A 24693-nucleotide genomic window follows, 5' to 3' on the forward strand; every position below is an offset into this window, starting at 1 on the left:
CGCTTAGAACGCATACGCTTCACGGCGCTTGGCTTCACCGCGTTGCAGCCAGCCGATCACACCGGCACGCACGCGTTCGCGCATGCGGTCCCAGCGGTTCGGGTTGCTGATCACTTGTGCCTTGTAGAACGATGGGCACAGCACGGCGGCATGCGACACCTCGCCGCACACGCCGCAGCCGACGCAGGTGTCGAGCACGGTCGCGACCGGGTCGGTGCGCAACGGATCGGGATTCGGCTTGATCGACAGCGACGGGCAGCCCGACAGGCGAATGCACGAGTGGTCGCCGGTGCAGGTGTCCGAATCCACGCCGAACTTGTCGCGCACCATGCGCTTGCCATCGGCTATCGCCTTGCGCACCAGCGGCTTTTCGCGGCGCTGCTTGTTGAGCATGCACTCCGACTGCGCGATCAAGACCTTCGGGCCTTTCGTCGTGGTGGTGAGCGCATCTTTGAGTGCATCGCGCATGCCGGCGACGTCGTAGGTGCGGCGCAGCGTCTTGACCCACTCGACGCCGACGCCGCGCACCGCACGCTCGATCTCATGGCCGGTGCTGCGCGTCTTGTTGACGGCGTGCGACGAGAGGATGTCCTGCCCGCCGGTCGCAGAGGTGTAGTTGTTGTCGACGATGACGGTCAGGTTGTCGCTCTTGTTGAAGACCGCATTAGCGATCCCGCTGGTGAGGCCGTTGTGCCAGAAACCGCCGTCGCCCATCATCGAAATGGCGCGCTTGCCGGCCGGTGCATTCAGCGCCGACGCGCCCGCGCCTCCCAGGCCGTAGCCCATCGTGGTGTTGCCGATGTTGAAGGGCGGCAGGATCGAGAAGAGATGGCAGCCGATGTCCGCGCTGACATGGTGCGCGCCGAGTTCGCGCTCGACCAGCTTCATCGCGCTGAAGATCGGGCGCTCGGGGCAGCCGGTGCAAAAGCCCGGTGGCCGCGCATGCACCACGTCGCCCAGTGCGCTGGATGGCGACGCCGGCTCGGGGGCGTTGTCGACGCCGATCTCCGCGACTTCCATCAACGGAATGATCTTGCGTGCCTGGACTGGTGCCAGCAATGGCGCCAGCCGTTCGTAGCGTTCGCAGAAACTGCGGGCGCCTTTCAGCAATTCGGAAGAGGTGTATTCGCCTGCCACCGGCAACATGTCCTTGCCGTGCAGCGCCGTGGTCGAGCCGGCGTGGCGCAGGATGGTCGCGAGGTTCTGCTCGACGAAGTTGGGCTGGCCCTCCTCCACGATCAGCACCGCGCGCTTGCCTTCGCAAAAGCGGATGACCTCGCTCTCGATTACCGGATAGGCCACGTTCATCACGTAGAGCGGCACCCGCGTGTTGCCATAGACATCGGCCAGGCCGAGTCGTTCGAGCGCGCGGAGCAGCGTGTTGTAGCTGCCACCCTGCACGATGATGCCGATGTCGTCGGCGTCTTCCGAGAAGAACTCGTTGAGCTCGCGCTCTTCGATGAAGCGGACCGCGGCGGGCCAACGCTCCTTGATCTTTTCCTGCTCGTGCAGGAAGCTCGCGGGCGGCAATACGATGCGGCTGACGTCGCGCTGCGGATTCTCCAGCGCGTCTTTCAGCGTGAACTTGGCGCGCTTGTTGTCGCCCGCGATGAAGTGGCCGTGCACATGGCAGGCACGGATGCGCAACTGCAGCATCACCGGCGTGTTGCTGGCTTCTGAAAGGTCGAAGCCTTGCTTCACCGCGTCGACGATGCTCGGCAGGTTGGGTCGCGGATCGAGCAGCCATATCTGCGACTTCATGGCAAAGGCGTGGCTACGCTCCTGCATGATCGACGAGCCTTCGCCGTAGTCCTCGCCCACGATGATCAAAGCCCCGCCGGTGACGCCACCGGAAGCGAGATTGGCCAGCGCATCGGAGGCCACGTTGGTGCCCACGGTGGCCTTGAAAGTGACCGCGCCGCGCAGCGGGTAGTTGACCGATGCAGCCAGCGTGGCGGCTGCCGTGGCCTCGCTCGCGCTGTTCTCGAAGCGGATGCCGTGTTCGGTCAGGATGTCCTGCGCATCGGCGAGCACGTCCATCAGGTGCGAGATCGGCGCGCCCTGGTAGCCGGCCACATAAGAAACCCCGGATTCGAGCAACGCCTTGGTGACGGCCAGAATGCCTTCACCGCGGAACACGTCTCCGCCGGAAAGCCTCAGCTTCTTGACTTCTTCGACGAATGAACGCTCAGCCATCGTGGTGCTTTCTTCTTGTCGGTCGTGGGAGGATGCGTTTCGCTTGCCACATCACACTTTCTATAATGTTGACAAATGAATGTATCCACAATCATGAATAACCCTGTGCACGCAAGCAGCATGCCTACGGTGACTGTGGGTCGCTCTTATGGCTAAGGCGGTCGAGCACACCACCGGACCGCATCGCTTCGTCGACGACTATTTGCCGGCATTGCTCGCGCAGGCCACCCAGCTCATTTCGTCGGAGTTCCACGAAGTGGCGCGGCAGCAGGGATTTTCCATTTCCGAGTGGCGTGTGATGGCATCGCTCGCGGGCAGCGAACCGATCAGCATCGGCCAACTCGCGCAAGTGACCGTGACCAAGCAGCCGACGGTGACGCGTTTGCTGGACCGGATGGAATCGCGCGGACAGGTCGAGCGACTGCCCCATGAGAGTGATCGCCGCATCACGCTGGTGCGCATCACGAAGAAGGGGCTGAAGGCGGTCGAGCACCTGATGGAACTGGCACGTGATCACGAGCGGCGCGTGCTCCAACCCTTCGGCCTGCGGCGTGCCGAAGAACTGAAGCACACCTTGCGGCAGATGATCGACCAGCACGTGCATGTGCCGGTCGAGCCGACCGAAGAAGACTAGCGACCGAGGTCAGGGACTGCTAGGCAACGAGCACCGCGCGGCCACGATGGCCGCGCTGCGCAATCCAGTCGAGCGCCAATGCTGCATCGGCCAATGCGAAGGGCCGCACTTCAAGCTGCAGACGGCCATCGGCCAGACGTGCCAACAGCTCCGGCACCATGGCACGACCAGCCGCTTCGCGCCGGAACATGTTGAGCGGCAACAGCGCCACATCGCGCTGCAGGAAGTGCGCGATGTCGAGCGCCAGCGTCGGGCCCGCGGTGTAGCCGATCAGCACCGCGCGGCCACCGGGGCGCACGCAGGGCAAGACCGACGACAGCACACTCCCGCCGACGGTGTCGACCAGCAGGTCCGCGCTAGCGGGCGGAGGCGCATCGGCAAGCGGGTCGACCGCCGTTGCATCGCAGCCGGCGTCGCATGCCAGTTGCATGACGAGCGAGCCCACCGCGCCGCTCGCGCCGGTCACCAGCACCTGCTCGCCAGGCTGCAGCTTCGCGACTTCGTGCAGCGCGACCCATGCCGAGGTGGTCGGTGAAAAGAAAGCCGAGCCGAGCGCCATCGTTATCGCATCGGGCAAGAGGCCCAGCGCTTCGTCGGGGGCGTCGATCTGCTCGCACCAGGTGCCGTCGAACAGCGTGCCCAGGCCGCTGCCGCGCAACCACACACGCTGCCCGGCCGCGTAACGCTCGCTCGCGACGACGATGCCGGCGGCCTCCACGCCCGGCGTGTACGGGAACGGCGGATGCCGCAGAAAGCTGCCGCGCCACACGGTGCGGTCGATGTGGCCCACAGTGGCCGCCTGCATGCGCACGATGCTGCGGCCCGGTCGTGGCACAGGATCGGCTACGTCTTCCAGCACCGGCACTGCGTCGAAGCCATGGATGCGAACGGCCTTCATGAGCGCGTCTCTTCGGCCGCTGCGCGCCAGAGTCCGGCGTGCCGCAACTCGCCGAGCGTGCGAGCCAGCACGTCGCGCCGGTAGGCGGCGACATCGCGGCCCCGATAGTCGTAGAAGCCGCTGCCGGTCTTCAGGCCGAGCCGCCCTTCCTCGACCATGCGATCGACGATGGCCGGCGCGGTGTACCGCTCCTTGCTCAGCGATGCCGACATCTCGCGGCTCGCGTGATGCAGGATGTCGCAGCCGCCGAAGTCGATGAACTCGACCACGCCGATCGCGGCGAAGCGCAGGCCCAGGCCATAGCGCGTCGCCTTGTCGATCTCTTCGGCGGTGGCGGCGCCCTCCTCGATCATGCGGGCTGCCTCGTTCATCACCAGCGCCTGCAACCGCGGCACGATGTAGCCCGGCGATGCGCCGCACACGACGGGCAGCTTGCCGATCTCTTCCATCAAGGACTTGGTGCGCGCCAGCACCGCGGCATCGGTGCCCGGATGGCAACTGAGTTCGACGACCGGGATCACGTACGCCGGATTGAGCCAGTGCATGTTGAGGAAACGCTCGGGCAGTCGCACCAGCGCGGCGAGCTGCGTCACCAGGATGCTGCTGGTCGTCGAGGTCAGGATCGCGTCGTCGCGGCAATGACGATTGAGCTGCTCGAAGGCATCGCGCTTGGCCGCCATGGTTTCGGGCACGCCTTCGAAGACCAGTTCGGCGGCTGCCAATGCCCGAGGTGCGGCGGCTGCGTCCACGTAGTCCACGCGGGCGGCGATCGACTGGATTTGCGCTGCATCGATGACGCCGAGTTGCGCGAGTCCTGCGAGAGCCGCCTCGATCTCCGCACTCGCTTCATCGCGGAGGTGCCGCCAGGCTTCGTCGCTGCGCTGGCGCAGATCGATCAGCGAGATCCGGTGCCCTGCATAGGCGAACGCGATCGCGATGCCGCGCCCCATGCGACCGGCACCGACCGCGGCGAAGCGGGGCAGCGGTGTCAACGGCGTCGACGCTGTCGACGGTGTCGACGGGACAAGTGACTCATTCGCCATGGTGGAGCCTCTGCGCGAGTTCTGCCTTGCTCAACGCCGCCAGTTCCAGGCTCTCGAATGTGCGTGGACCTTGCCGCAAATCGCGGCCGAGAAAGCCGCCGACGATGGCCAGCAAGCCGTGCGCGATCGGCGCGTCCACGCCGGCATAGCGTGCGGCAGAGGCCAGGAAGGCGAGCCCGAGTTCAGTGTCTTCGGTGATGTACCGATGCGTGTGCAAGTCGATGTTCTCGCGCCAGTCACCGGACTTCACCAGCTGCTTGTGGGCATCGCCGTACATCCACTTGTCGTTGTCGTAATGGTCGGCGAGCGGATAGTGCGGTGCGCCCTGGCCGAAGGCCTCGCGCACTGCGATGCGTTCCCTGTCCAACTGGTCGGTCACCGCGCGCACTGCCGGCTGCGTCCCTTCGTTGTGGATGTCCCAGCGCTCGAAGTGCTGCAGCGGCGCGGCGTTCATCACCATCAGCGGCGGATGGATGACGGGGCCGGCGTTCATGAGCGCACCGGACAACGCATCGCCGCAGCCATGCACGGCGGGAAAGGCTTCGCGGATCACCTCTATCGCCTCGGCCGACTTGCGCGCCGGGTAGACACCGGTCGGCAGGCGTATGGCGCGGACGGTGACATTGACTTCACGCTCGCCGTGCTTGCGCGCGAGGTAAGGCAAGGTGCCGGTCTCGGCCCAGGCGACATCGGCCAGGTTGCCCGACTGCTTCACCAGCCTCGCCATCACGTAGCTGCCGAAGGTACCCGGCGGAAGGAAGACGACCTGCCCATCAACGAGATGCGGCGCCATGGCAAGCGCGATGTCGTATTGCGCGATGGCAGGCGTGGGAATGACGACGAGCCTGGCGCCGTCGAGGGCTGCGGCAATGTCGGCGGTCGCGAGCGCCAGCGGCACCTCACGCACGCCAGCCGCATCCTTCAGCGTGATCGCGCCGGCACGAATAACCGGATGGAGCGCGGCCGCGTCGCGACGCCACAGCCGCACTTCATGGCCCGCTTCAGAAAGGTCCGCTGCGGCGGCGTAGGCGCCATGACCTCCACCAAGAATTGCAATTTTCATGTTCGGAGTTCGAGAAAGCAGACATCGATGAAGTCAATACATTACTTTTCATTGATTCATGTGTCAACATTGCATCTTGAAGCCGAGCGACGTAGCTAGACCTCAGCCCAGAGCCTCAACAGGTTGTGATAGTGGCCCGTCAGCGCGACCGTTTCAGCCGACTCACCGAGTCGCGTCCGCAACGATTGAATGCTCTGATCCAGGCCAAAAAGCATCTCGCGTTGATGGTTGTCGCGCACCATGCTCTGCAGCCAGAAAAAAGAACAGACGCGCGCGCCGCGCGTCACGGGATGCACCTGATGCAGACTGCTCGACGGGTACAGCACGAGGTCGCCCGCAGGCAGCTTCACTTCATGCGTGCCGTAGTTGTCGACGACTTCGAGTTCGCCACCGTCGTAGTCGTCCGGATGGCTCAGGAACAGCGTGCACGACAGGTCGGTGCGCAACTGCTCGCCCGTGCCAGGAATCGAGCGGACCGATCCATCGACATGCAGGCCGTAATGCTCGCCACTCTCATAGCGATTGAAGAGCGGTGGCACGAAACGAAGCGGCAGTGCGGCCGAATGAAACAGCGCGCTGCGCGACAGCGCCATCAGTACCGTCTTTGCGAGTTGGCGACCGACCACCGAATACTCTGGTAACTGGCGATTGCGCTTGACCCGGGCGCCCTGCTCGCCCACGGTTTCTCGACCGTCTCCCCAGTCCGCACCATCGAGGGCCGATCGAAGTTCGCAGACTTGATCGGACGTCAGCACATCGGGTACATGCAGCATCATGTTGAAGCAGCCTCACAAGAAAAAAGCCCCGACCGCAAGGCAGGGGCTGGAATGTCGCACCGCTGCCGGCGCGACACTCCGCAGTCGACAAGATCGTGGATCAGAAAGCGAAGTTCGCAGTCATGCGATAGGTGCGCGGCGCACCCGGCGTGTAGCGGTAACCGCTCTTGTTGATCGCAGCCACATAGTCTTTGTCGGCCAGGTTGTAGACGTTGAACTGCAGGTCGATATTCTTGTTGATGCGGTAAGAAGCCATCGCGTCGAACACCCAGTACGAGTCGATAAAGGCAGGCGTGCCCAGCGCGCCATCGGTGCCGCGCGAAAGCTTGCCGTTGAAGCGGGCACCAGCGCCGACTGTCAGCCCGAACGGAAGCTTGTAGGTCGTCCATGCGCTGAACGAATTCTTGGGCGTGTACGCCAGCACCGAGCCGCCGTCTGCGAGCACCGAGGGGCCGCTCAGGATCTTCGTGTCTTGCGTCGTGAAACCGGTGCTCACGCCCCAGTTGTCGGTGATCGCGCCGGCCGCGCCGAGCTCGATGCCCTGCACGCGCTTCTTGCCGGTCTGGTAGTAGAGGCCGCTGACGGCGTCTTGCACCACGTCGTTACTCACGTCGGTCCGGTAGATGGCCGCCGTCAAGGCCAGCTTCTTGTGGAGCACTTCCCACTTGGTGCCCAGCTCATAAGTCTTGGTTTTCTGCGGCAAGAAGTCGGTGCGGCTTGCGCTGTTGCCGGTCCCGCTGGCAGCCAGTGCGAAGTTGTTGCCGCCCGGTGGCTGCGCGCCGGTGCCGTAGGCCGCGTAGATGCTGCTGTTGTCGGTCGGCTTGTAGACGACGCCGAGCTTGCCGGTCCAGAGCTTGCCCGAGGTCGAGAACGCGCTCGGTGTGAGCACGCCGGTGGTGGCGTTCAGCGCATTCGCTGCATAGTCGGTCGCGTAGTGGTCCAAGCGCAGGCCGCCGGTCAGGCTCCAGCGTTCGCTCAACTTGGCCGTGTCGAACACGTAGGCGCCGACGGTGGTGGTCTTGCCTTCGGTGTTGGCGCCGTTCTGCAGTCGCAGGTAACCGAGCACGTTCGGGTTGGGGTTGTACAGGTTGGCGGCAGGCCAGGCACCGCTGGTGCGGATGCCGGGGTAGCCGAACACCGCCACGTTTTGTCCGTAGTAGCCGAGCGTGTCCTGCTCTTCGCGGATCAACTCGACGCCGGCGTTCAGCGTGTGGCCGACGCCTCCCGTGTCGAACTTGGCGCTGACGTTGGTCTGGTTGGTCAGGATGGTGTTCTCCTGATTCTTGTTCGTCGGATTGCTGCGAGCTACGGTCCAGCCCAGCGGGGCCGTGGCATTGGGCGTCAGCAGGTTCGCGGTGGTCGCCATGAACGACGTCAGCTGGTAGTCCTGCTCGGTCTTGCCGTAGCGGAAGGTGTTGCGCAAGGTGATGTCGGGCGTGAGGTCGTGCTCCACGCGGGCCGTGAACATGTTCTGCGTCACGTGGTCGAAGTCCGACGAGGTGCCGTAGAAATTGCTCGAATTAACCGGCTGAGCAGAGTTCAAGAAGGTCCGGCGACCGCGCACGGTGGTCGCGTCGGGCGTCGAGTAGCCAGGCAGGCCGATCGTGGACACGCCGCCGTCAGGCACATTGTTCTGCTGGATGTGGACCAGGTCGAAGTACAGGCGTGTCGACGTGCCGAGACCCAGCGCCAGCGACGGCGCGATGCCCGAGCGCTTGTTCTTCACGACATCGCGGCCTGACACGTCGGCGTCTTCGGTGAACGCATTGAGTCTGAAGGCGGCGCCTGCACCACCCGGTCCGCTCAGAGCCTTGTTCCAGTCGATGGTGCCGCGCTTGAAGCTGTCGCTGCCGAAGCCGACCGAGCCGAAGAAGCTGTCGGTCAGCGTCGGCTTCTTGGTGATCAGGTTGATGTAACCGGTGGGCGCAGTGCGTCCGGTGTCGCTGCCGGCCGGGCCTTTGACGACTTCGATCTGCTCGATATTGAAGGTGTCGCGCGAGACCGAGCCGATGTCGCGGATACCGTCGACGAAGATGCTGCTGGAAGTGTCGAAGCCGCGCAGGTAGATGGCGTCGCCGGTGCTCGTGTTGCCGTTTTCACCGAGGTAGAAGGCACCGGCACCGGGCGTGTTGCGCAGCGCTTCGGTCAGCGTCGTGGCGCCCTGCTCGCGCAGGATCTGCTCCTTTAGCACCTGGATGGTCTGTGGCGTGTCGACCAGTGGCGCGGTGAATTTGGGGTTGGCCGACGTGTCGGCCTTGTAGTCGCTGGCGCCCGCGGAGTCTCGCACGCGAATTTCCTGCAACGTGGCGCTGCCGGCGGTTTGTGCAGCAACAGGCAGGGCGAATGCCATCAGCGCAGCTGCAGCGACGCCAGTGAGTTGGGGTGACGGGCGCGCGACGGCGTGCTTGCGGCTCTTGATGTAGGCCATGAGGGGTTCTCCGAAAAGGCGGGAAATGAGAACTCGACTGGCGGGTCCCGGGCGAGCAGCCCGCAAGGGCGCTGGAGGGATTGGCTGGATGAGCTGGCTCGCAGCACACGCCGCGAAACAGCGTTAATGATAATGACTCTCAGTTAGATCTTTGCATTTCCTTTACGGAACGTACGTAAACCGCTTTGCGTGTTGTAGTGGTGCGACAACTGTCTGGCGGCAGCATGAGTTCCTTTTTTCTGCCCGGTGAAGTTGGGCAGGCTGCGACGCATCAAACTCCAACAAATGAACAGTTTTGGCAGCGACTCCGGCCCCCACCCAGCCCCTGCCCGTCTTGAAGTCGCAGCCACCGTGGTGCTGCTCCGTGACGGCGCGCAGGGCCTCGAAACCTTCTTGATGCGCCGTGCGATCGAGGCCAGCGTGCTGGGCGGCGTGCATGTCTTTCCGGGCGGCAAGCTCGATGCGGCCGACCCGCTCTCGGTGCATCGGCTCGATCGCGACGCAGGGGATCTGCACGCGGCGCTCGGCGAGCCAGAGCTCTCGGCGCCAGTCGCTGCGGCCATCCACGTGGCGGCGCTGCGCGAACTCTTCGAAGAGGCCGGCGTACTGCTGGCCGATGGTTCCGATGGGCTCTGGCAACCCCCTGCTTCGGCCTTGGACTCGACTCCGCTTCCGCGCGATGTGCCGTTCGAATCGATGCTGGACGCGCTCGGCCTGACGCTGTCGAGCAGCCTCATCGCACCATGGTCGCGCTGGATCACGCCGGTCATACCCAACATGCCGCGCCGTCGCTTCGACACGCGCTTTTTCGTGGCTCGAATGCCTGTGGGTCAGACCGCCGATGTCGCAGACCACGAGTCGACGATTGGCCGCTGGCTCGGCGCGCGCCAAGCTCTGGAGATGTACTGGCAGCGCGAGATCGAATTGGCACCGCCGCAGATCATCACCCTCGCCCACCTGTCGCGCTACGCCAGCGCCGATGAAGCGTTCGACGCCGCGCGTGCCACGCCGCCACGGCTCATTCATCCGGTTCATATTGAGGTCGATACGGCGCGCGTTTTTTGCTACCCAGGCGACGTGGCGCATGGCGACCGCGAGCGTGCGTTTCCGGGCGTGTCGAGGCTGGTGTTGCGCGATGGCCGATTCGAACCATTCGATGGCTTCGAAGCATTCTTCGCGGACTCCGCCACGCAGCGTCTCTGATGCTTCACCAACCTAAGTTCAAAAAAGTTATCTTTGCGTGAGCCCATTTCGCCGAATACGCTCGTTCTGCACACAACAACCAGCATAAAGAAGACAAGCCATGACCTCCGTCCTCATCACCCGAGCCACCTTCCCCGACATCGCCCAGCGCCTGCGCGATCACTTCGAGGTCGAAGACAACCCGAATGACACGATCTGGAGCGCTGACGAACTGAAGCAACGCCTGCACGGAAAGCAGGGCGTGATGAGCCATGGCAGCGAGCGCATCGACGCGGCATTGCTCGACGCCTGCCCGACGGTCAAGGCGGTCTGCAATGTCGGCGTCGGCTACAACAACGTCGATGTCGCGGCCTGCACGGCACGTGGCGTGCTGGTGACCAACACGCCCGACGTGCTGACCGAAACGACGGCCGACCTGGGCTTCGCGCTGATGATGGCCACGGCCCGGCGCCTGGGCGAATCCGAGCGCTTCGTGCGTGCCGGAGAGTGGAACAAGGGCGGCATCTTCGACCAGTTCGCCGGCGCCGACGTGCACGGCGCGACGCTGGGCATTCTGGGCATGGGCCGCATCGGCCGGGCCATCGCGCGGCGTGGTGCGTTGGGCTTCGGCATGCAGGTGATCTATCACAACCGCACGCAGCTGGATACCGCGACCGAAGCGACCATCGGCGCCCGCTATGTAGACAAGGCCACGCTGCTGCGCCAAGCCGACCACCTGTTGCTGGTGCTGCCCTACTCGGCCTCTTCGCACCACACGATCGGTGCCGAGGAGCTTCGCCTGATGAAGCCGACCGCCACGCTGACCAACATCGCGCGCGGAGGCATCGTCGACGATGCGGCGCTGGCCGCTGCTCTGAAGGCGGGCACCATCGCTGCCGCCGGCCTCGATGTGTTCGAAGGTGAGCCGCGAATTCATCCGGCCCTGCTCGGGCTCGCCAACGTCGTGCTGACGCCGCACATCGGCAGCGCGACCATTCAGACGCGCCGTGCGATGGCATCGCTCACGGTCGACAACCTGATCGCGGCACTCGGCGCCGGGCCTCATGCCGGCAAGCCGCCGACGCCGGTCAATCCCGATGTGCTGACGACAGCGCAATGAAAGATCTGTCTTGAACGTCATCCTCAAAAGCTTCGACCTCACCGGCCGCACTGCACTGATCACCGGCTCGAGCGCCGGCATCGGCTTTGCCCTGGCCCGCGGACTCGCCGGCGCGGGCGCACGCATCGTGCTGAACGCACGCAACGCAGACAAGCTCGAAGCCGCTGCAGCCACATTGCGCGGCGAAGGCGCCGACATCGTGACGGCCAGCTTCGACGTCACATCCGGTGAAGCCGTCAAGGAAGCGGTCGACCGCATCGAGCGCGACATCGGCCCCATCGACATCCTCATCAACAACGCCGGCATGCAGCGCCGTGCGCCACTCGATCAGTTCGAAGAAGCGCACTGGCACGAGCTGATGAAGACCAACCTCGACAGCGTCTTCCTCGTCGGCCAGGCGGTGGCGCGCCACATGATCGGCCGCAAGCGCGGCAAGATCGTCAACGTCTGCTCGGTGCAGAGCGAGCTGGGCCGCCCGGGGATCGCGCCCTACACCGCCAGCAAGGGCGCGGTGAAGATGCTGACCAAGGGCATGGCGATCGACTGGGGCCAGCACGGCATTCAAGTGAACGGGCTCGGGCCGGGCTATTTCAAGACCGAGCTGAACGAAGCGCTGGTCAAGAACGAGGACTTCTCCAAGTGGCTGATCGGCCGCACGCCGTCGCGGCGCTGGGGCGACGTCGAAGACCTGGTGGGCGCGGCAGTGTTCCTGTCGAGCGCCGCGTCGAACTTCGTCAACGGCCACATCCTGTACGTCGATGGCGGCGTGACGGCACAGCTTTAAAAATCAAGGACACACAAAAAGTGGAAGCACTCGTCATTCACGCGCCCGGCGATCTGCGCGTCGAAACCTATGAAACCGCGCCGCTCGGCCCCGACCAGTTGCAGGTGCGCGTGCGCTGCGGCGGCATCTGCGGCTCCGACCTGCACTATTACCAGCACGGCGGCTTCGGCACCATCAGGATCAAGGAGCCGATGGTGCTCGGCCACGAGGTAGCCGGCGTGATCGAGGCGGTCGGCGCGGACGTGCGCGGATTCGTGGCCGGCGAGCGTGTGGCGATCAGCCCGAGCCGGCCGTGCGGTGTCTGCAAGTTCTGCCAGCAAGGCCTGCAGAACCATTGCCTGGACATGCGCTACTACGGCAGTGCCATGCGCACGCCGCACGTACAGGGTGCCTTCCGTCAGCAGATCGTTGTCGAGACGCATCAGGCCCACAAGCTGGCGGATTCGGTCAGCGACGGCGAAGGCTCGATGGCCGAGCCGCTGTCGGTGGCGCTGCATGCCGTGCGCCGTGCCGGATCGCTGCTCGGCAAGCGCGTTCTGGTCACGGGTTGCGGCCCGATCGGCGCGCTGGCGATCATCGCGGCGCGGCGCGCTGGCGCAGCCCATATCGTTGCCACCGATGTCGGCGCGCACACGCTGGGCAAGGCGCTGAAAGTCGGTGCCGATGAAGTCGTGAACGTCGCCGAAGAGCCCGATGGCCTCGCGCGCTTCACCGCCGACAAAGGCAGCTTCGACGTGCTGTTCGAAGCCAGCGGCAACGCGCGTGCGCTGGTCGGTGCTTTCGATGCGGTGCGACCGCGCGGCATCATCGTGCAGCTCGGCCTTGGCGGCGAGATGACGCTGCCGATCAACACCATCGTGGCCAAGGAGTTCGAGCTGCGCGGTGCCTTCCGCTTCCATGAAGAGTTCGCGATGGCGGTCGAGTTGCTGAACAAGGGCCTGGTCGATGTGAAGCCGCTGATTTCGGCAACACTGTCTTATCGCGATTCAGCGCGGGCGTTCGCACTGGCAGCGGATCGGTCGCAGGCGATGAAGGTGATTCTGAACTTCGACTGAGCAAGACGTCTGCGCTTCAGGTGCTTTCGCGCTGCGCGATCTGAAAAGGCGTGCGCACTGTTTCAGGTGGCAGTCGCGCACCGTTACGCGCAGCTTCGATCGCCCGCAACAGCAGTTCACCGGCAGCACGGCCGATGCCGGCGCAATCGATGGCGACGGTCGTGAGCCGCGGATGGCAACTGCGCGCCACTTCGAAGTCGCCGAAGCCTGCGATGGCAATGCGCTCCGGCACATTCCAGCCGCGCCGCTGGCACTCGGCCAACGCGCCGAAGGCCGACAGGTCAGACACCGCCAGGACGGCATCCACGTCAGGCCATTGCTTCATCAGCAGCGCCATCGCTTCTCCGCCCTGCTCCATAGAGATCGGCGGTTGACCGAACGAGATGACCCGGCCAGCGGGCAGCTTGAGCTTCCGGACGGCATCGCCATAACCGCGCCTGCGGTCGGCACCGCGCGTGTCGCGGTTGGAAGTTCCGCCGATGAAGGCGATGTTGCGATAGCCCTTGCCGTGCAGATGCCGCACCAGTGCACCGCTGGCTTCGGCGTTGGAGAAACCGACCGTGTGTTCGATCGGACTTTGCGGCAGGTCCCATGTCTCGACCACCGGAACGCCCGAGGCGAGCAACGTCGCGCGCGTCGCTTCGGTATGGCTGCCGCCAGTCAGGATGACGCCTTCCGGCCGGCGCATCAGCATCGCCTTGACCCACCGCTCTTCGTTCTGGATCCGGTAGTCGGAATAGCCGAGCAGCAACTGCAGGCCACTGCCCTCGACCGCCGCCATGATCCCGTTCACCGTGTCCGAAAAGTTCGAATTGTTGAGCGACGGGATGATCGCCGCGATGAAGCCGGAGCGCTTCGACGAGAAGGTGCGCGCGGTCTGGTCGACCACGTAGCCCATCTCCGTGCAGGTCTGCAGGATGCGTTGCCGCAGCGCCTCCGACGTGGTTCGGTCGCTCTGTGAGGCGCGGCTCAAAGCCCGCGACACCGTCATCTTCGACACGCCGACGCGCGCCGCCACGTCGGCCATGGTCACCTGGCGTCCTGGGTCGGGGGTAGCGCGAGAAGGCATCGTTTGTTTTCGAGAGCGCATGCGAATCATATTTAGGAACGTGCCGATCGGTCGCTCCGGGTAAGCACCAGTTACCGGTAACGCAACAAGGGCGAAACTGCGTCGATGACCGAAGTTTTGCACCCGCGAGGCAGCGGCGCCCCGACGCCGTACAGCGAGACATTGCTGCGTTTTGATGGGATCAGCAAGCGCTTCGGCGGCACGCAGGCGGTCGACGACGTCACGCTCGACGTGTGCAGCGGCGAGATCCTCGCGCTGCTCGGCGAGAACGGCGCGGGCAAGTCGACACTCATCAAATTGTTGGCAGGTATCTATCCCTCTGACAGCGGCGAGATCTTCTTCAAGGGCCGGCCGCAAGACGCCTGGCGCAGCAGCGATCGACGGTCGCAGCCGGTGGCCTTCATCCACCAGGACCTGGGCCTGGTCGAGTGGATGACGGTGGCCGAAAACGTCGCGCTCGGCATGGGCTATCCACGGCGCTTCGGCCTGATCGACTGGAAGGCGGCGAACCGTGCGGCCGTGCGCGTGATGGCGCGCGTCGGCTGCGACATCGATCCTGAACGTCGCGTCTTCTCTCTTACGCGGGCGGAGAAATCCTTGCTGGCGATCGGCCGCGCGCTCGAGGTGCAGGCCCGCCTGCTGGTGCTCGACGAACCTTCCGCCAGTCTGCCGATGGCCGATGTGGAACGCCTCTTCGGCGTCTTGCGCGGTCTGCGCAGCCAGGGCATGGCAATGATCTACGTGTCGCACCGGCTCGACGAAGTCATGGCCATCTCGGACCGCGCAGCGGTCATGCGCGACGGCAAGCTCGTCGCGATCAAAACGACCTCGCGAACGAATGAAAGCGAACTGGTCAGCCTGATCGTGGGCAAGGCACTGTCGGCGGGCGTGGCCAAGGCGGCGTGCCGTGCCAGTGCGGGCGCCGAGCCGGTGTTGCAACTCGACGGCGCGGCCAGCGGCAACGCCGGGCCCTTGAGCTTCGAAGTGTGCCGCGGTGAAGTGGTCGGCCTGGTCGGCCTGCGCGGTGCCGGGCATGAGGCGATCAGCCGCGCGCTGTTCGGCCGCGAGCCCTTGTCGGCCGGACGCATGCGGCTGCTCGGCCACGAGGTGTGCTTCAGCACCCCGGCAGATGCCATTCGGGCGGGGGTGGCTTACGTCGCCAGCGAGCGACTGGAAGAGAACCTCGCGGCCTCGATGTCGGTGCTCGAAAACCTGTTTCCGAATCCTTCGCTGCATGGTGATAGCGGCATCTCTTTCAACCGCCGGCGACGCGAGCACGCCAGTGCGCTCCGCCTGATAGAGCGCTTCGATATCAACCCACCGGCGCCCGGCGCCGAGGTGCAACAGCTCTCCGGCGGCAACCAGCAGAAGGTGGTGCTGGCGCGCTGGTTCGACCTCGACAAGCCGCTCGTGGTGCTTGAAGAACCCACGGCCGGTGTCGACGTCGGCGCCAAGCGGCAGATCTACGGCGTGCTGCGCGAGCGCGCTGAAGCTGGCAGCGCGCTCGTCGTGGTGTCGACCGACTTCGAGGAAGTCGCCACCGTCTGCACCCGCGTGCTGGTGTTTCGCGACGGCTTGATCGCAGCCGAGCTGACGGACGCCGAGATCACGGTGGAGCGCCTGCTCGCAATGGCCGCTGGCGGTGCATTGCATGCCGACACCCAACACACAGAGGAAGTCTTCGCATGAGCAGTTCCATCAAGTCCACGGCACTGGAGCCGGACAAGTCGCTCGATGGTGAGGCGCTCACGCTGGTGCAGCGGTTCGGCCGCGCCATTCCGGTGTACGGCCTTGTCATGCTCACCGTGGCGCTGGCGCTGCTGTTCTCGCTGCTGCTGCCCGACACCTTTCCGACGCTGTTCAACCTGCGCGCCATCCTGTCCGACAAGTCGGTGATCGCGCTGCTCGCGCTGGCCGCGACGATCCCGATGATCACCGGCAAGATCGACCTCACTGTGGGCTACGGCATCGTGCTGTGGCACATCCTCGCCATCAGTCTGCAGACGCGATTCGGTGTGCCGTGGCCGCTCGCGGTGCTGATCGTGCTGGCTTGTGCGGCGCTGTTCGGCGTGCTCAACGGCCTGCTGGTCGAGCTGGTGCAGATCGACTCGTTCATCGCCACGCTGGGTACCGGCACGGTGATCTACGCGCTCGCCATGTGGCATAGCGGTGGCCGTCAGGTGGTGGGCGATCTGCCCGATGGTTTTGTCGGCCTCGCCGGCGGCAGCTTCCTGGGCTTGCCGATCGCAGCGTTCTACGTGCTGGCCGTCGCCGTGACACTGTGGCTGGTCACCGAATTCACGCCGCTCGGCCGCGCACTCTACGTGATCGGCGCCAACCCCAAGGCGGCCCAGCTCAACGGGATCTCGGTGCGCAAGCACGTGATGGGCGCCTTCGTGGCGTCGGGCTTGCTGTCGGGCTTTGCCGGCGTGCTGCTGGCCTCGCGGCTGCAGATCGGCCAGGCCAGTGTCGGCTTGGAGTTTTTGCTGCCGGCGCTGGTCGGCGCCTTTCTCGGCTCCACCACCATTCGGCCCGGCCGCGTGAACGTCTGGGGCACGCTGGTCGGCGTGGCGATTTTGGCAATCGGCATCTCGGGCATCCAGCAATTCGGCGGCGCCTTCTATGTCGAACCGCTGTTCAACGGGCTCACCCTGCTGGTGTCGATCGGCATCGCGGGGTATGCGCAGCAGCGCCGCAACCTGTCGATCAAGCGGCGCATCGCCGAGCGACAACTGGCATTGGACCCGCAGGAAACACCTTCGACGCTCCCTCTCAACTCCCTCACCTCTCTCGCTTCCCTCGCTTCCATTACAAAACCAACGGAGACATCAAGATGAAGACTGTTCGCACCCGCATCACCACCGCGGTCCTCGCGCTCTGCACGGCCGGCCTGGCCGGGCACGCGCTGGCCGACGATTTTCTCGACGCCGCCAAGCAGAAGGTAGCCGTCGCGACCATGAGCCAGGAGAAGTGGGACGGCCCCACCACCGGCCCCAAAGCCGCAGCGGGGGGCACCATCGTGTTCGTCGCGGGCGACATGAAAAACGGCGGCATCGTCGGCGTGTCGAAGGGCGTCGAAGAAGCCGGCAAAGCCATCGGCTGGAACGTGCGTGTGATCGACGGCCAGGGCTCGGTCAGCGGACGCACGGCCGCGCTGAACCAGGCGTTGGCACTCAAGCCGGCCGGCATCGTGGTGGGCGGCTTCGACACCACCGAGCAGAAGGTGGCTTTCGAGAACGCGGCCAAATCCGGCGTGCCGCTGGTCGGCTGGCATTCGGGTGAAAAGCCGGGCCCTAATGAAAAAGCCAGCCTGTACGCCAACGTCACCACCGTGACCGACGACGTCGCCGATGTGGCCGCTTCGTGGGCGGTGGTCGACTCCGGCGGCAAGGCCGGCGTGGTGATCTTCACCGACTCGCAATACGCGATCGCGCTCTACAAGGCCAAGGCGATGGAAGCCGTGATCAAGAAGTGCGGCGGCTGCACGGTGCTCAGTTTCGAAGACAGCCCGATCTCCGAAAGCTCGACCCGCATGCCGCAACTGACGACGTCGTTGCTGCAACGCTTCGGCGACAAATGGACCCATTCGCTGGCCATCAACGACCTGTACTTCGACTTCATGGGTCCGTCGCTCGCGGCGGCCGGCAAGAAAGGCGACGGCAATCCCAAGGCGGTGTCGGCGGGCGACGGCTCCGAAGCGGCCTACCAGCGCATCCGCAGCAAGCGCTTCCAAGCCGGCACCGTGCCTGAGCCGCTGAACATGCAGGGCTGGCAGGTCGTGGATGAACTGAACCGAGCCTTCAACAAGGTGGCCTGGTCGGGCTACAACCCCAAGGTGCATCTGGTCACGGTCGACAACGTCGGCAAGGACGGTGGCCCCAAGAACATCTTCGACCCGGACAACGGCTATCGGGATCAGTACAAGCGGATTTGGGGCAAGCCGTAAATAGCCACTGACCCAACGGAAAGACGCCTTCACCCCGCATCGAAGGGGGAATCGATGGCCCGCGTCGGGGCTCTGCAGAGCTTCGGCGCGTATCTGCAGCGGGCACAGCAACCTGGTTAGCCGCAACTGCAGCAGATCGACCTCTGCGGCGTCGGTACAGCTTTGCCTGCATGCCCTCGTCCGACGGCGCAGGCCGGGTTGGGCCGGGTACCACGCGCAGGATTTGCAGCTCTAACTAAAGTTGTAAGTGAACCTTTTTCATTTACGATTGTTAACTTATGTGAATCTCTCTGGACCTACGGCCCAACTCGCTGTCGGCCACCGTCTGCCTTGATACCAAGTCCTTTGTGCGCCCTTCTTTTCTTGCCATCCTGCCTCGCCCGTTGGCGCTTGCAGACCACCCCCCAACGATGAGCAGATACGCGCCGCACACAGCAATAGTCGCGCGTGAAAGTGACTCTTCCTTTGCAGTCGCAACGCCGTCAAGCGAGTGAACCGGTCTACGCCCAGTCACTCGATCGTCTGCAGCGTTTTGTGCCTTCAGCCCGTCTCGACAGCCGAGTGGGACGGCAGCGCGCGGATGGAGTGGCACGCACAGCTTCAGGCGCTCCTCGCCAGTCTCCTGGCCGGCGTGCCGGAACCGGACCGCACCATCCTCCCGGCCGGGGAAGGCGTCGCCATCAGTTTTCAGAATCACGTCGATGCCGCGTTGACCGCAGCGTTTCGTTTGGCCGACTGGATGCGCCAGGACGGCTCGCAGCAGTCGAGGGCGGGTCTTCACCTTGGATCTTTGGTCGCGCGCAAGGACGTGAACGGGATGCCCAGTTTCTTTGGCGAGGGGATCAACGTTGCCGAGCATGTGATGCAGCATGCCCTCGTCGGCGAGATCCTGGTGTCCGGCGCCTTCCATGTTTCGGTGTCGGACTTGTCTGTGGCGCACCGGGCAGCGTTTAGGCCGACCGATGGTTTCACCGAAGAAAATGGCCGGCGAATCGAGACCTTCCTGCTGCAGGTGCCCGAGCCCGCGCTGCGTGCTCATCTCGAGCAGCTCTATGGCGCCAGTACCCCGGCTCCAATCCCGACGACGCTACCCCGCGCCATACACGTCGCGCCACCCGAAGCGCCTCCTCTCACCACCCAGCAGCAGATTCTGAAGGCGATAAGCACGTGGGTATTTCCGTTCAATGCGCTGGCGGCGTTCGTCGGCCTGGCCATCTCGGGACTCGAGCGGCTGGCACCCGGTGGCTCGCTGACGCGCATCGGATTTGCCGTCAGTTTTGGTGTCGCCGTGCTGCTGGTCTTGCTGGACGTGTCGCGCGTCACGAAGAGGCCGCACGGGTTGTGGCTGCAACCCGGTGCTGTATTGACCAGGCTGGCCAGTCGCGCGACCTCGGTACTGGCCGGAGTCGTCACGATCATGTTCGGCGTGGGGGTGCTGCTGCTGTCAGCGTCGGCGTCGCACGACACAGCGACGGCCGACGCTCACGCGCCTGCAACTCCGGCCGCCGTTACACCCTCGGCATCCTCGGCATCCTCGGCACCACCGACGCCGGTGTCCATCACCAATGCGGTTCCGTCGCCTGCCATCACTACCCCGGCTCCGCCAGCGATGGTGGCGCCTGCGCCACCGAAGGTCGCTGATCGCATACCGGACGCGGTTCCAGCGCCCAAAGCCACTTCTTTGCGTATAGCGAAGCTGCCGTCGACAACGACCCATCGCGTCGAATCCCCATCGACTGTCGCAGCCATCCCGCAAGCCGAAAGATCCGCCGCCGAACCTGCTGGCGCCTCCCGCTGCAGCGAGATCGTCATGCGCGCCTCGGCAGGTGCGCCACTGACCAGTACCGACCGAGAAACCCTGAGAACCAGATGCTGATCACCCAAACCCAACTTCAACGGCTCGCACGGGCCGCGCTCCTGGGCTGTGCCATGGCCCTGGTCGCCTGCGGCGCGCCGCGCGTATCCGAGCGCGACATGGCCATACCCTTCGATGAGGCACTCGACCAGTCGGTCGACGACCTCTTCGCGCAAACTCAAAAGCTACCGACTTTCATGGCAACGGTGGAGTCCCGCCTGAAGGCGCCGCGCATCATCGTGGTCGACCCGATGCTGGACGGCACCAGTGGGCAGCAGACCGAGGTCACGCGCATCGCCGAACAGCGCGTGGCCGAACGCGTGCGCTCGCGCTTCAAGCAGTTCACTGTTTCGGCCTTCGACGCCACCGGCCTGGCCGGCGCCCAGTTCGTGTTGAACGGCACTCTGACCCAGACCAGCAGCACGGCCGGCGCCGCGCAGTACCGCCTGAGTCTTGCGCTCACCGATATCAAGACCGGGCTGGTGCTGGCCCAGACTGCTTCACGTGTGGGCGACAACAATCTGAATACCAGTCCGACCGCCGTCTACCGTGACAGCCCGGTGATCGCGAAAGACCGCGTGGTGGAAGGCTACATCCGCACCTCGCAGACCAAGGCCGGCATGCCTGCGGATGCGCTCTATCTGGAACGGTTGCCGACCTCGGCATTGCTCGCCGACGCCAACGCGGCGTACAACGAGAAGCGCTATACCGAAGCGCTGGCGCGTTACGAGGCCGCATCGCTGCGCCCGGACGGCCAGCAGATGGGCATCTACAGTGGTCTGTACCTTTCGCAGACGCAGCTCGGCCAAACCGATGCGGCGGAGAAAACTTTTGGGCTCATGGTGCGGTTGGGCCTGGCCACCAACAACTTGAGCGTGAAATTCCTCTTCAAGCCAGGAACGACCGACTTCGTGGTCGACACCCGGGTCAGTGGGCCGTATCCGATGTGGCTGCGCCAGATCGCGCGTCAGAGCGCGTTGATCGAGCAATGCGTTGTGGTGACCGGGCACACCAGCCGCACCGGCTCCGAGCAGATCAACAGCCGGCTGTCGCTGCAGCGCGCAACGTACGTCAAGCGGCGACTCGAAACCGAAGCCCCCGAACTCACACGCAAGCTGCGTGACGCCGGCCTTGGATTTCGCGAAAACATCGTGGGGACCGGAACGGACGACTTGCGCGATGCGCTCGACCGGCGCGTCGAGTTCAAGGTGATCGCCTGCAACGGCTAAGGCAGCATGAAACGGCTGACCGTCGGCGAGCCCCGGAGCCACGACGTCACGGCTTGGTCGTCATGTCGAAATCGCTGGCGTCATGGCGTTCGGGCATCTGCTCGGCCGCGTCGCCCCACACTCGATTGACCCTGCGCCCGCGCTTCACCGCGGGCCGCGCCGCGATCTGGTCCGTCCATCGCTGGACGTGCGTGTACGACGCGACCTCCAGAAACTCCGCCGCCTCGTAGACCAGCCCCTTGGCCAGCGCGCCGTACCAGGACCACACCGCCATGTCGGCGATCGTGTAGTCGTCCCCTGCCAGATAAGGTGACTCCGCAAGTCGCCGGTCGAGCACATCGAGCTGGCGCTTCACCTCCATTGCGAAGCGGTCGATCGCGTACTCGATCTTGGTCGGCGCATAGGCATAGAAATGCCCGAACCCACCGCCGAGGTACGGCGCACTGCCCATCTGCCAGAAGAGCCATGACAAGCACTGAGCACGATGCGCTGGTTCGGTCGGCAAGAAGGCGCCGAACTTTTCGGCGAGGTACACCAGGATCGCACCCGACTCGAAAACCCGGATCGGCGTCGGCCCGCTGCGGTCCATCAGCGCCGGGATCTTGGAGTTGGGATTGATGTCGACGAAGCCACTGCCGAACTGATCGCCTTCGTTGATCTTGATCAGCCAGGCGTCGTACTCGGCGCCCTGGTGGCCGAGTGCCAGCAACTCCTCCAGCATGACCGTCACCTTGATGCCATTTGGCGTTCCCAGCGAATAGAGCTGCAAGGGATGGCGGCCTATGGGCAGCTCTTTGTCATGCGTCGGCCCGGCGATCGGGCGGTTGATGTTGGCGAACTTGCCGCCGTTGCTCTTGTTCCAGGTCCAGACTTTGGGTGGGATGTAGTCCGATGGTGCTGTCATGTGTCGATCTCGATGTGTGTAGGGCCAAACATCCAGTGGATCATGAAAGCCGAACCTCCGCAGGGCGACGTCTTGAGCGGCGCTTCACAAACGCAAGCATCCCCCACCACACCCCGACCAGATTCAGAACGATGCCAAGTGAGACAAGCCGTCCGGCCGTTTCCGCAAAGCCCGGCGTGGCGTCCAGCATGAGCAGGCACAGCGACCAGGGCAGCGCGCCGAGGATCGCCACCACCAGCAACGAGCCGTCAGGGCTCGGGCTGCATGTCGATGCCACAAGCAAAGCACCGCCGATCATCAGCGCGATCGGTATCAGCCACAGTGCGCGTACGGGGCGTTGGCGTGCAGTAAATAACATGCCGAAATTTTCGCGCGCCTTTTATGACCGAGTCGGTTCGGTGCCGAACAGATGAATACGAGCCCACATCACCAAACGGTGTCCCAAGGGTTAAGACTCCCAATTTTTGGGTGCGCCGGCCAAGCATGGGATCATTCGAGTCGAACCGACCTCTCTCTGACCAGCCTCTCCCAACAAATGTTTACCCGTACCCACAGGCGACTCGTCTCTTCTTTCTGCGTGCTGCTTGCCTTGGCCGCTTGCGGCACTGCGAGCGCGCAGCAGTTCCGGCTGGGCTATGTCAACGTCGATCGAGTGATGCGGGATTCGGTTCTGGGCAAGCGCGCCGAAGAAGCGCTTGAAGTCGAGTTCGCGGTCCGGGCCAAAGCCGGCAAAGACCAGGCACAGGCATTCAGCTCAGCCGTCGCCCGGCTCGAGAAAGACATGCCCAATCTGAGCGACGAACAGCGTCTGGAGCGTCAGCGCCGGCTGGGCGAACAGCAGCGCGAATTGAATCGCGTCAGCGAGGCGTTCAAGGCGGACCAGGAGCGCCGGCGCGGCGAAGAGCTGCAAAAGCTGCTGGAAGCCACCTCGCGCGCGGTCAAGCAGGTTGCAGAAACGGAGCGCTTCGACGCCATCCTGCAGGAGATCGTCTATATCCGGCCGGCTTACGACGTCACCGACAAAGTACTGAAAACACTCGATTCGGCGGTCAGCGGAAACAAGTAGCAGACCTCGATAAATCAGTAAGGCGGCACCTTGCGCGCCCTCTGCTCGCGCGTGGCTTCGGTCCACCACGCCAGGTCGTCGGCAAAGCGCCCGAACGACTTGTCGAGTGCGGCACCGGGCGCTCCCGTTGCGTGGCCCTCGCTGTCCAGCGTCTGCGAGATCGGGCCGACCGCGAGCGTGCTCGACACCACCACCATGCCCATCTCCGACAGGATCTGATGCCAGATCGAACCTGATCGCACACCGGAGAACCGACCTGCCGAATAGCTCGCCACGGCAGCCGGTCGCCAGAACCATTCTTCGAGGAAGTGGTCGGTCAGGTTTTTCAATCCGGGTTGTGGACCCCAGTTGTATTCGCCGGTGATGAAGATGAAGGCGTCCGCGGTGCGGATCTTCTCGGCGAGCGCTTCCATAGCGGCCGGTGCCGCGCCTTTCGGGTACTCCTTGTACATGCGGTCGAGCATCGGCAGGCCGACGGCTTGCGCGTCGACCAGCTCGGCAGCGGCACCCCGCGCCGTGAGCATCGACACCACGTAGTCGGCCAACCGGATGCCCATGCGATCGGACCGGTACGAACCGTAGAAAACCAGGATTTTGTCGGCCATGAATGCTCCGCCTTTTCTCTGAAAAATTATCGGATTGCGAGAGTCTTGCACATCGCGGCATGACGCTTTAAATGGGCGCTCCTAATGAATCGCCCCGGGATTGAACTGACCCCAGAAGTTGGACATTGTGATCTCGCCGATCAGGCGGTGTTTCTCGTCCGGTATTGCACCGGGCTGAGCCCCTCCGAAGCGAATCATCTTCGCCGGCGTCTTGCTGACCTAAAAGCAGGCCTCGCGATTCTCGCCAGCACGCGGATTGCAAGGTGCTGGACTGGGCTATTGAAATTGCTTTTCCGCATGCACCAAAGGAAAGCCGATCGCGAAAGTCGTGCCTTCACCGACAGTGCTCTGGCCGGAGATCCAGCCGCCATGCGCGGCCACAACCTGCCTGACCATTGCGAATCCGAAGCCGTGCGTCCTGGCATCGCGCGGCGCAACGTTGTGAGCCGCTTCAATGTCTTGTTGAGAAGCGGAAAGCTTGGCGGCCTCGGTCAGGCCCTGGGCCCCGCGATCGAGCAGCGCATCCAGCACGGCCGGTGCCATGCCGGTGCCTTCGTCCTGAATACTGACCACAGCCTCAAGTCCTTTCTCGACGTTGCAGTTCGCCCAAATAATATCGCCGGGTGCACTGTGCCGAATCGCGTTTTCCAAGAGATTGGCGAACACTCGCAGCAGCATTCCTCCGTCCGCGCGCACGAGGTCATGATGGGTATGCATTGATCTTGACGACAGCTGCACGTGCCGGGCCAAGGCATATGCGGCGAGTTCCTCGACGCTCTTCGCAAGTAACGATGAAAGGCTCACCACAGCGAATTCGTAGTCGCGGGCCTCCGAGGTCGT

At 64.3% G+C, this 24693-nt stretch carries 22 protein-coding genes; 11 read left to right on the forward strand and 11 right to left on the reverse strand.

Going from position 1 to position 24693, the window contains the following annotated elements; genetic code table 11:
* Window positions 1–3: 3 nt before the first annotated feature.
* Window positions 4–2196, reverse strand: coding sequence for an indolepyruvate ferredoxin oxidoreductase subunit alpha (locus QN413_RS07745; protein WP_323496034.1), 2193 nt, complete (start codon window positions 2194–2196; stop codon window positions 4–6).
* A gap of 148 nt (window positions 2197–2344) precedes the next feature.
* On the opposite strand from QN413_RS07745, the gene QN413_RS07750 reads away from it, so the two are divergent.
* Window positions 2345–2830, forward strand: a complete 486-nt coding sequence (locus tag QN413_RS07750; RefSeq protein ID WP_323496035.1) for a MarR family winged helix-turn-helix transcriptional regulator — start codon at window positions 2345–2347, stop codon at window positions 2828–2830.
* A 19-nt stretch (window positions 2831–2849) separates the two neighbouring features.
* Here QN413_RS07750 and QN413_RS07755 read toward each other — a convergent pair whose 3' ends face one another.
* The 5 genes from QN413_RS07755 to QN413_RS07775 all read right to left on the reverse strand — a co-directional run bounded on the left by QN413_RS07755 (window position 2850) and on the right by QN413_RS07775 (window position 9038).
* Window positions 2850–3728: a zinc-binding alcohol dehydrogenase family protein gene (locus QN413_RS07755; protein ID WP_323496036.1), complete on the reverse strand. Its 879-nt coding sequence runs from the start codon at window positions 3726–3728 to the stop codon at window positions 2850–2852.
* On the reverse strand, window positions 3725–4771 hold the full coding sequence (locus QN413_RS07760; RefSeq protein ID WP_323496037.1) for a 3-hydroxybutyryl-CoA dehydrogenase: 1047 nt from the start codon (window positions 4769–4771) through the stop codon (window positions 3725–3727). The genes QN413_RS07755 and QN413_RS07760 overlap by 4 nt, the downstream gene beginning before the upstream one ends.
* Window positions 4761–5834: an NAD/NADP octopine/nopaline dehydrogenase family protein gene (locus QN413_RS07765; RefSeq protein WP_323496038.1), complete on the reverse strand. Its 1074-nt coding sequence runs from the start codon at window positions 5832–5834 to the stop codon at window positions 4761–4763. The genes QN413_RS07760 and QN413_RS07765 overlap by 11 nt, the downstream gene beginning before the upstream one ends.
* A 95-nt stretch (window positions 5835–5929) precedes the next feature.
* Window positions 5930–6610, reverse strand: coding sequence for a Fe2+-dependent dioxygenase (locus QN413_RS07770; RefSeq protein ID WP_323496039.1), 681 nt, complete (start codon window positions 6608–6610; stop codon window positions 5930–5932).
* A gap of 100 nt (window positions 6611–6710) precedes the next feature.
* Complete coding sequence (locus QN413_RS07775; RefSeq protein ID WP_323496040.1) at window positions 6711–9038, reverse strand: catecholate siderophore receptor Fiu; 2328 nt, start codon at window positions 9036–9038, stop codon at window positions 6711–6713.
* Between the two features lie 285 nt (window positions 9039–9323).
* Here QN413_RS07775 and QN413_RS07780 point away from each other — a divergent pair, with 285 nt between their 5' ends.
* The 4 genes from QN413_RS07780 (at window position 9324) to QN413_RS07795 (ending at window position 13179) form a co-directional block, all read left to right on the forward strand.
* A complete protein-coding gene (locus QN413_RS07780) occupies window positions 9324–10241 on the forward strand; it encodes an NUDIX hydrolase (RefSeq protein ID WP_323496041.1) in 918 nt (305 codons plus the stop codon).
* Between the two features lie 100 nt (window positions 10242–10341).
* Window positions 10342–11340, forward strand: a complete 999-nt coding sequence (locus QN413_RS07785; protein WP_323496042.1) for a D-glycerate dehydrogenase — start codon at window positions 10342–10344, stop codon at window positions 11338–11340.
* 10 nt (window positions 11341–11350) lie between these two features.
* On the forward strand, window positions 11351–12124 hold the full coding sequence (locus QN413_RS07790) for an SDR family NAD(P)-dependent oxidoreductase (RefSeq protein ID WP_323496043.1): 774 nt from the start codon (window positions 11351–11353) through the stop codon (window positions 12122–12124).
* A gap of 20 nt (window positions 12125–12144) precedes the next feature.
* Window positions 12145–13179: an L-idonate 5-dehydrogenase gene (locus tag QN413_RS07795; RefSeq protein ID WP_323496044.1), complete on the forward strand. Its 1035-nt coding sequence runs from the start codon at window positions 12145–12147 to the stop codon at window positions 13177–13179.
* Between the two features lie 16 nt (window positions 13180–13195).
* Here QN413_RS07795 and QN413_RS07800 read toward each other — a convergent pair whose 3' ends face one another.
* On the reverse strand, window positions 13196–14206 hold the full coding sequence (locus tag QN413_RS07800) for a LacI family DNA-binding transcriptional regulator (RefSeq protein WP_323496068.1): 1011 nt from the start codon (window positions 14204–14206) through the stop codon (window positions 13196–13198).
* 147 nt (window positions 14207–14353) lie between these two features.
* On the opposite strand from QN413_RS07800, the gene QN413_RS07805 reads away from it, so the two are divergent.
* The 5 genes from QN413_RS07805 (at window position 14354) to QN413_RS07825 (ending at window position 21278) form a co-directional block, all read left to right on the forward strand.
* On the forward strand, window positions 14354–15937 hold the full coding sequence (locus tag QN413_RS07805) for a sugar ABC transporter ATP-binding protein (RefSeq protein WP_323496045.1): 1584 nt from the start codon (window positions 14354–14356) through the stop codon (window positions 15935–15937).
* Entirely contained in the window at window positions 15934–17085 is a 1152-nt protein-coding gene (locus tag QN413_RS07810; protein WP_323496046.1) for an ABC transporter permease, read from the forward strand. The genes QN413_RS07805 and QN413_RS07810 overlap by 4 nt, the downstream gene beginning before the upstream one ends.
* Complete coding sequence (locus QN413_RS07815) at window positions 17082–18194, forward strand: substrate-binding domain-containing protein (RefSeq protein WP_323496047.1); 1113 nt, start codon at window positions 17082–17084, stop codon at window positions 18192–18194. Before QN413_RS07810 ends, QN413_RS07815 begins: the two co-directional genes overlap by 4 nt.
* A 580-nt stretch (window positions 18195–18774) precedes the next feature.
* Window positions 18775–20070 (forward strand): hypothetical protein, encoded by a 1296-nt coding sequence (locus tag QN413_RS07820; protein ID WP_323496048.1) that lies wholly within the window; start codon window positions 18775–18777, stop codon window positions 20068–20070.
* Window positions 20064–21278, forward strand: coding sequence for an OmpA family protein (locus tag QN413_RS07825; RefSeq protein WP_323496049.1), 1215 nt, complete (start codon window positions 20064–20066; stop codon window positions 21276–21278). The genes QN413_RS07820 and QN413_RS07825 overlap by 7 nt, the downstream gene beginning before the upstream one ends.
* Before the next feature lie 46 nt (window positions 21279–21324).
* Here the strand turns inward: QN413_RS07825 and yghU are convergent, their stop codons facing one another.
* Both yghU and QN413_RS07835 read right to left on the reverse strand, forming a co-directional pair.
* Window positions 21325–22182 carry a glutathione-dependent disulfide-bond oxidoreductase gene (gene yghU, locus QN413_RS07830; protein WP_323496050.1) on the reverse strand — a complete coding sequence of 286 codons (858 nt, stop codon included), beginning with the start codon at window positions 22180–22182 and terminating at the stop codon, window positions 21325–21327.
* A gap of 40 nt (window positions 22183–22222) precedes the next feature.
* Window positions 22223–22480, reverse strand: a complete 258-nt coding sequence (locus tag QN413_RS07835) for a hypothetical protein (protein WP_323496051.1) — start codon at window positions 22478–22480, stop codon at window positions 22223–22225.
* Between the two features lie 111 nt (window positions 22481–22591).
* Here QN413_RS07835 and QN413_RS07840 point away from each other — a divergent pair, with 111 nt between their 5' ends.
* Window positions 22592–23248 (forward strand): OmpH family outer membrane protein, encoded by a 657-nt coding sequence (locus tag QN413_RS07840; RefSeq protein WP_323496052.1) that lies wholly within the window; start codon window positions 22592–22594, stop codon window positions 23246–23248.
* Window positions 23249–23262: 14 nt separating this feature from the next.
* Here QN413_RS07840 and QN413_RS07845 read toward each other — a convergent pair whose 3' ends face one another.
* Together QN413_RS07845 and QN413_RS07850 are read right to left on the reverse strand one after the other, a co-directional pair.
* A complete protein-coding gene (locus QN413_RS07845) occupies window positions 23263–23853 on the reverse strand; it encodes an NAD(P)H-dependent oxidoreductase (RefSeq protein ID WP_323496053.1) in 591 nt (196 codons plus the stop codon).
* 276 nt (window positions 23854–24129) lie between these two features.
* Window positions 24130–24693, reverse strand: a 564-nt coding sequence (locus tag QN413_RS07850; RefSeq protein WP_323496054.1) for a HAMP domain-containing sensor histidine kinase, incomplete at its 5' end; no start/stop codon positions are given.

Source organism: Variovorax sp. LG9.2 (genome assembly GCF_035018885.1).
In the GTDB taxonomy this organism is placed as follows: domain Bacteria; phylum Pseudomonadota; class Gammaproteobacteria; order Burkholderiales; family Burkholderiaceae_C; genus Variovorax.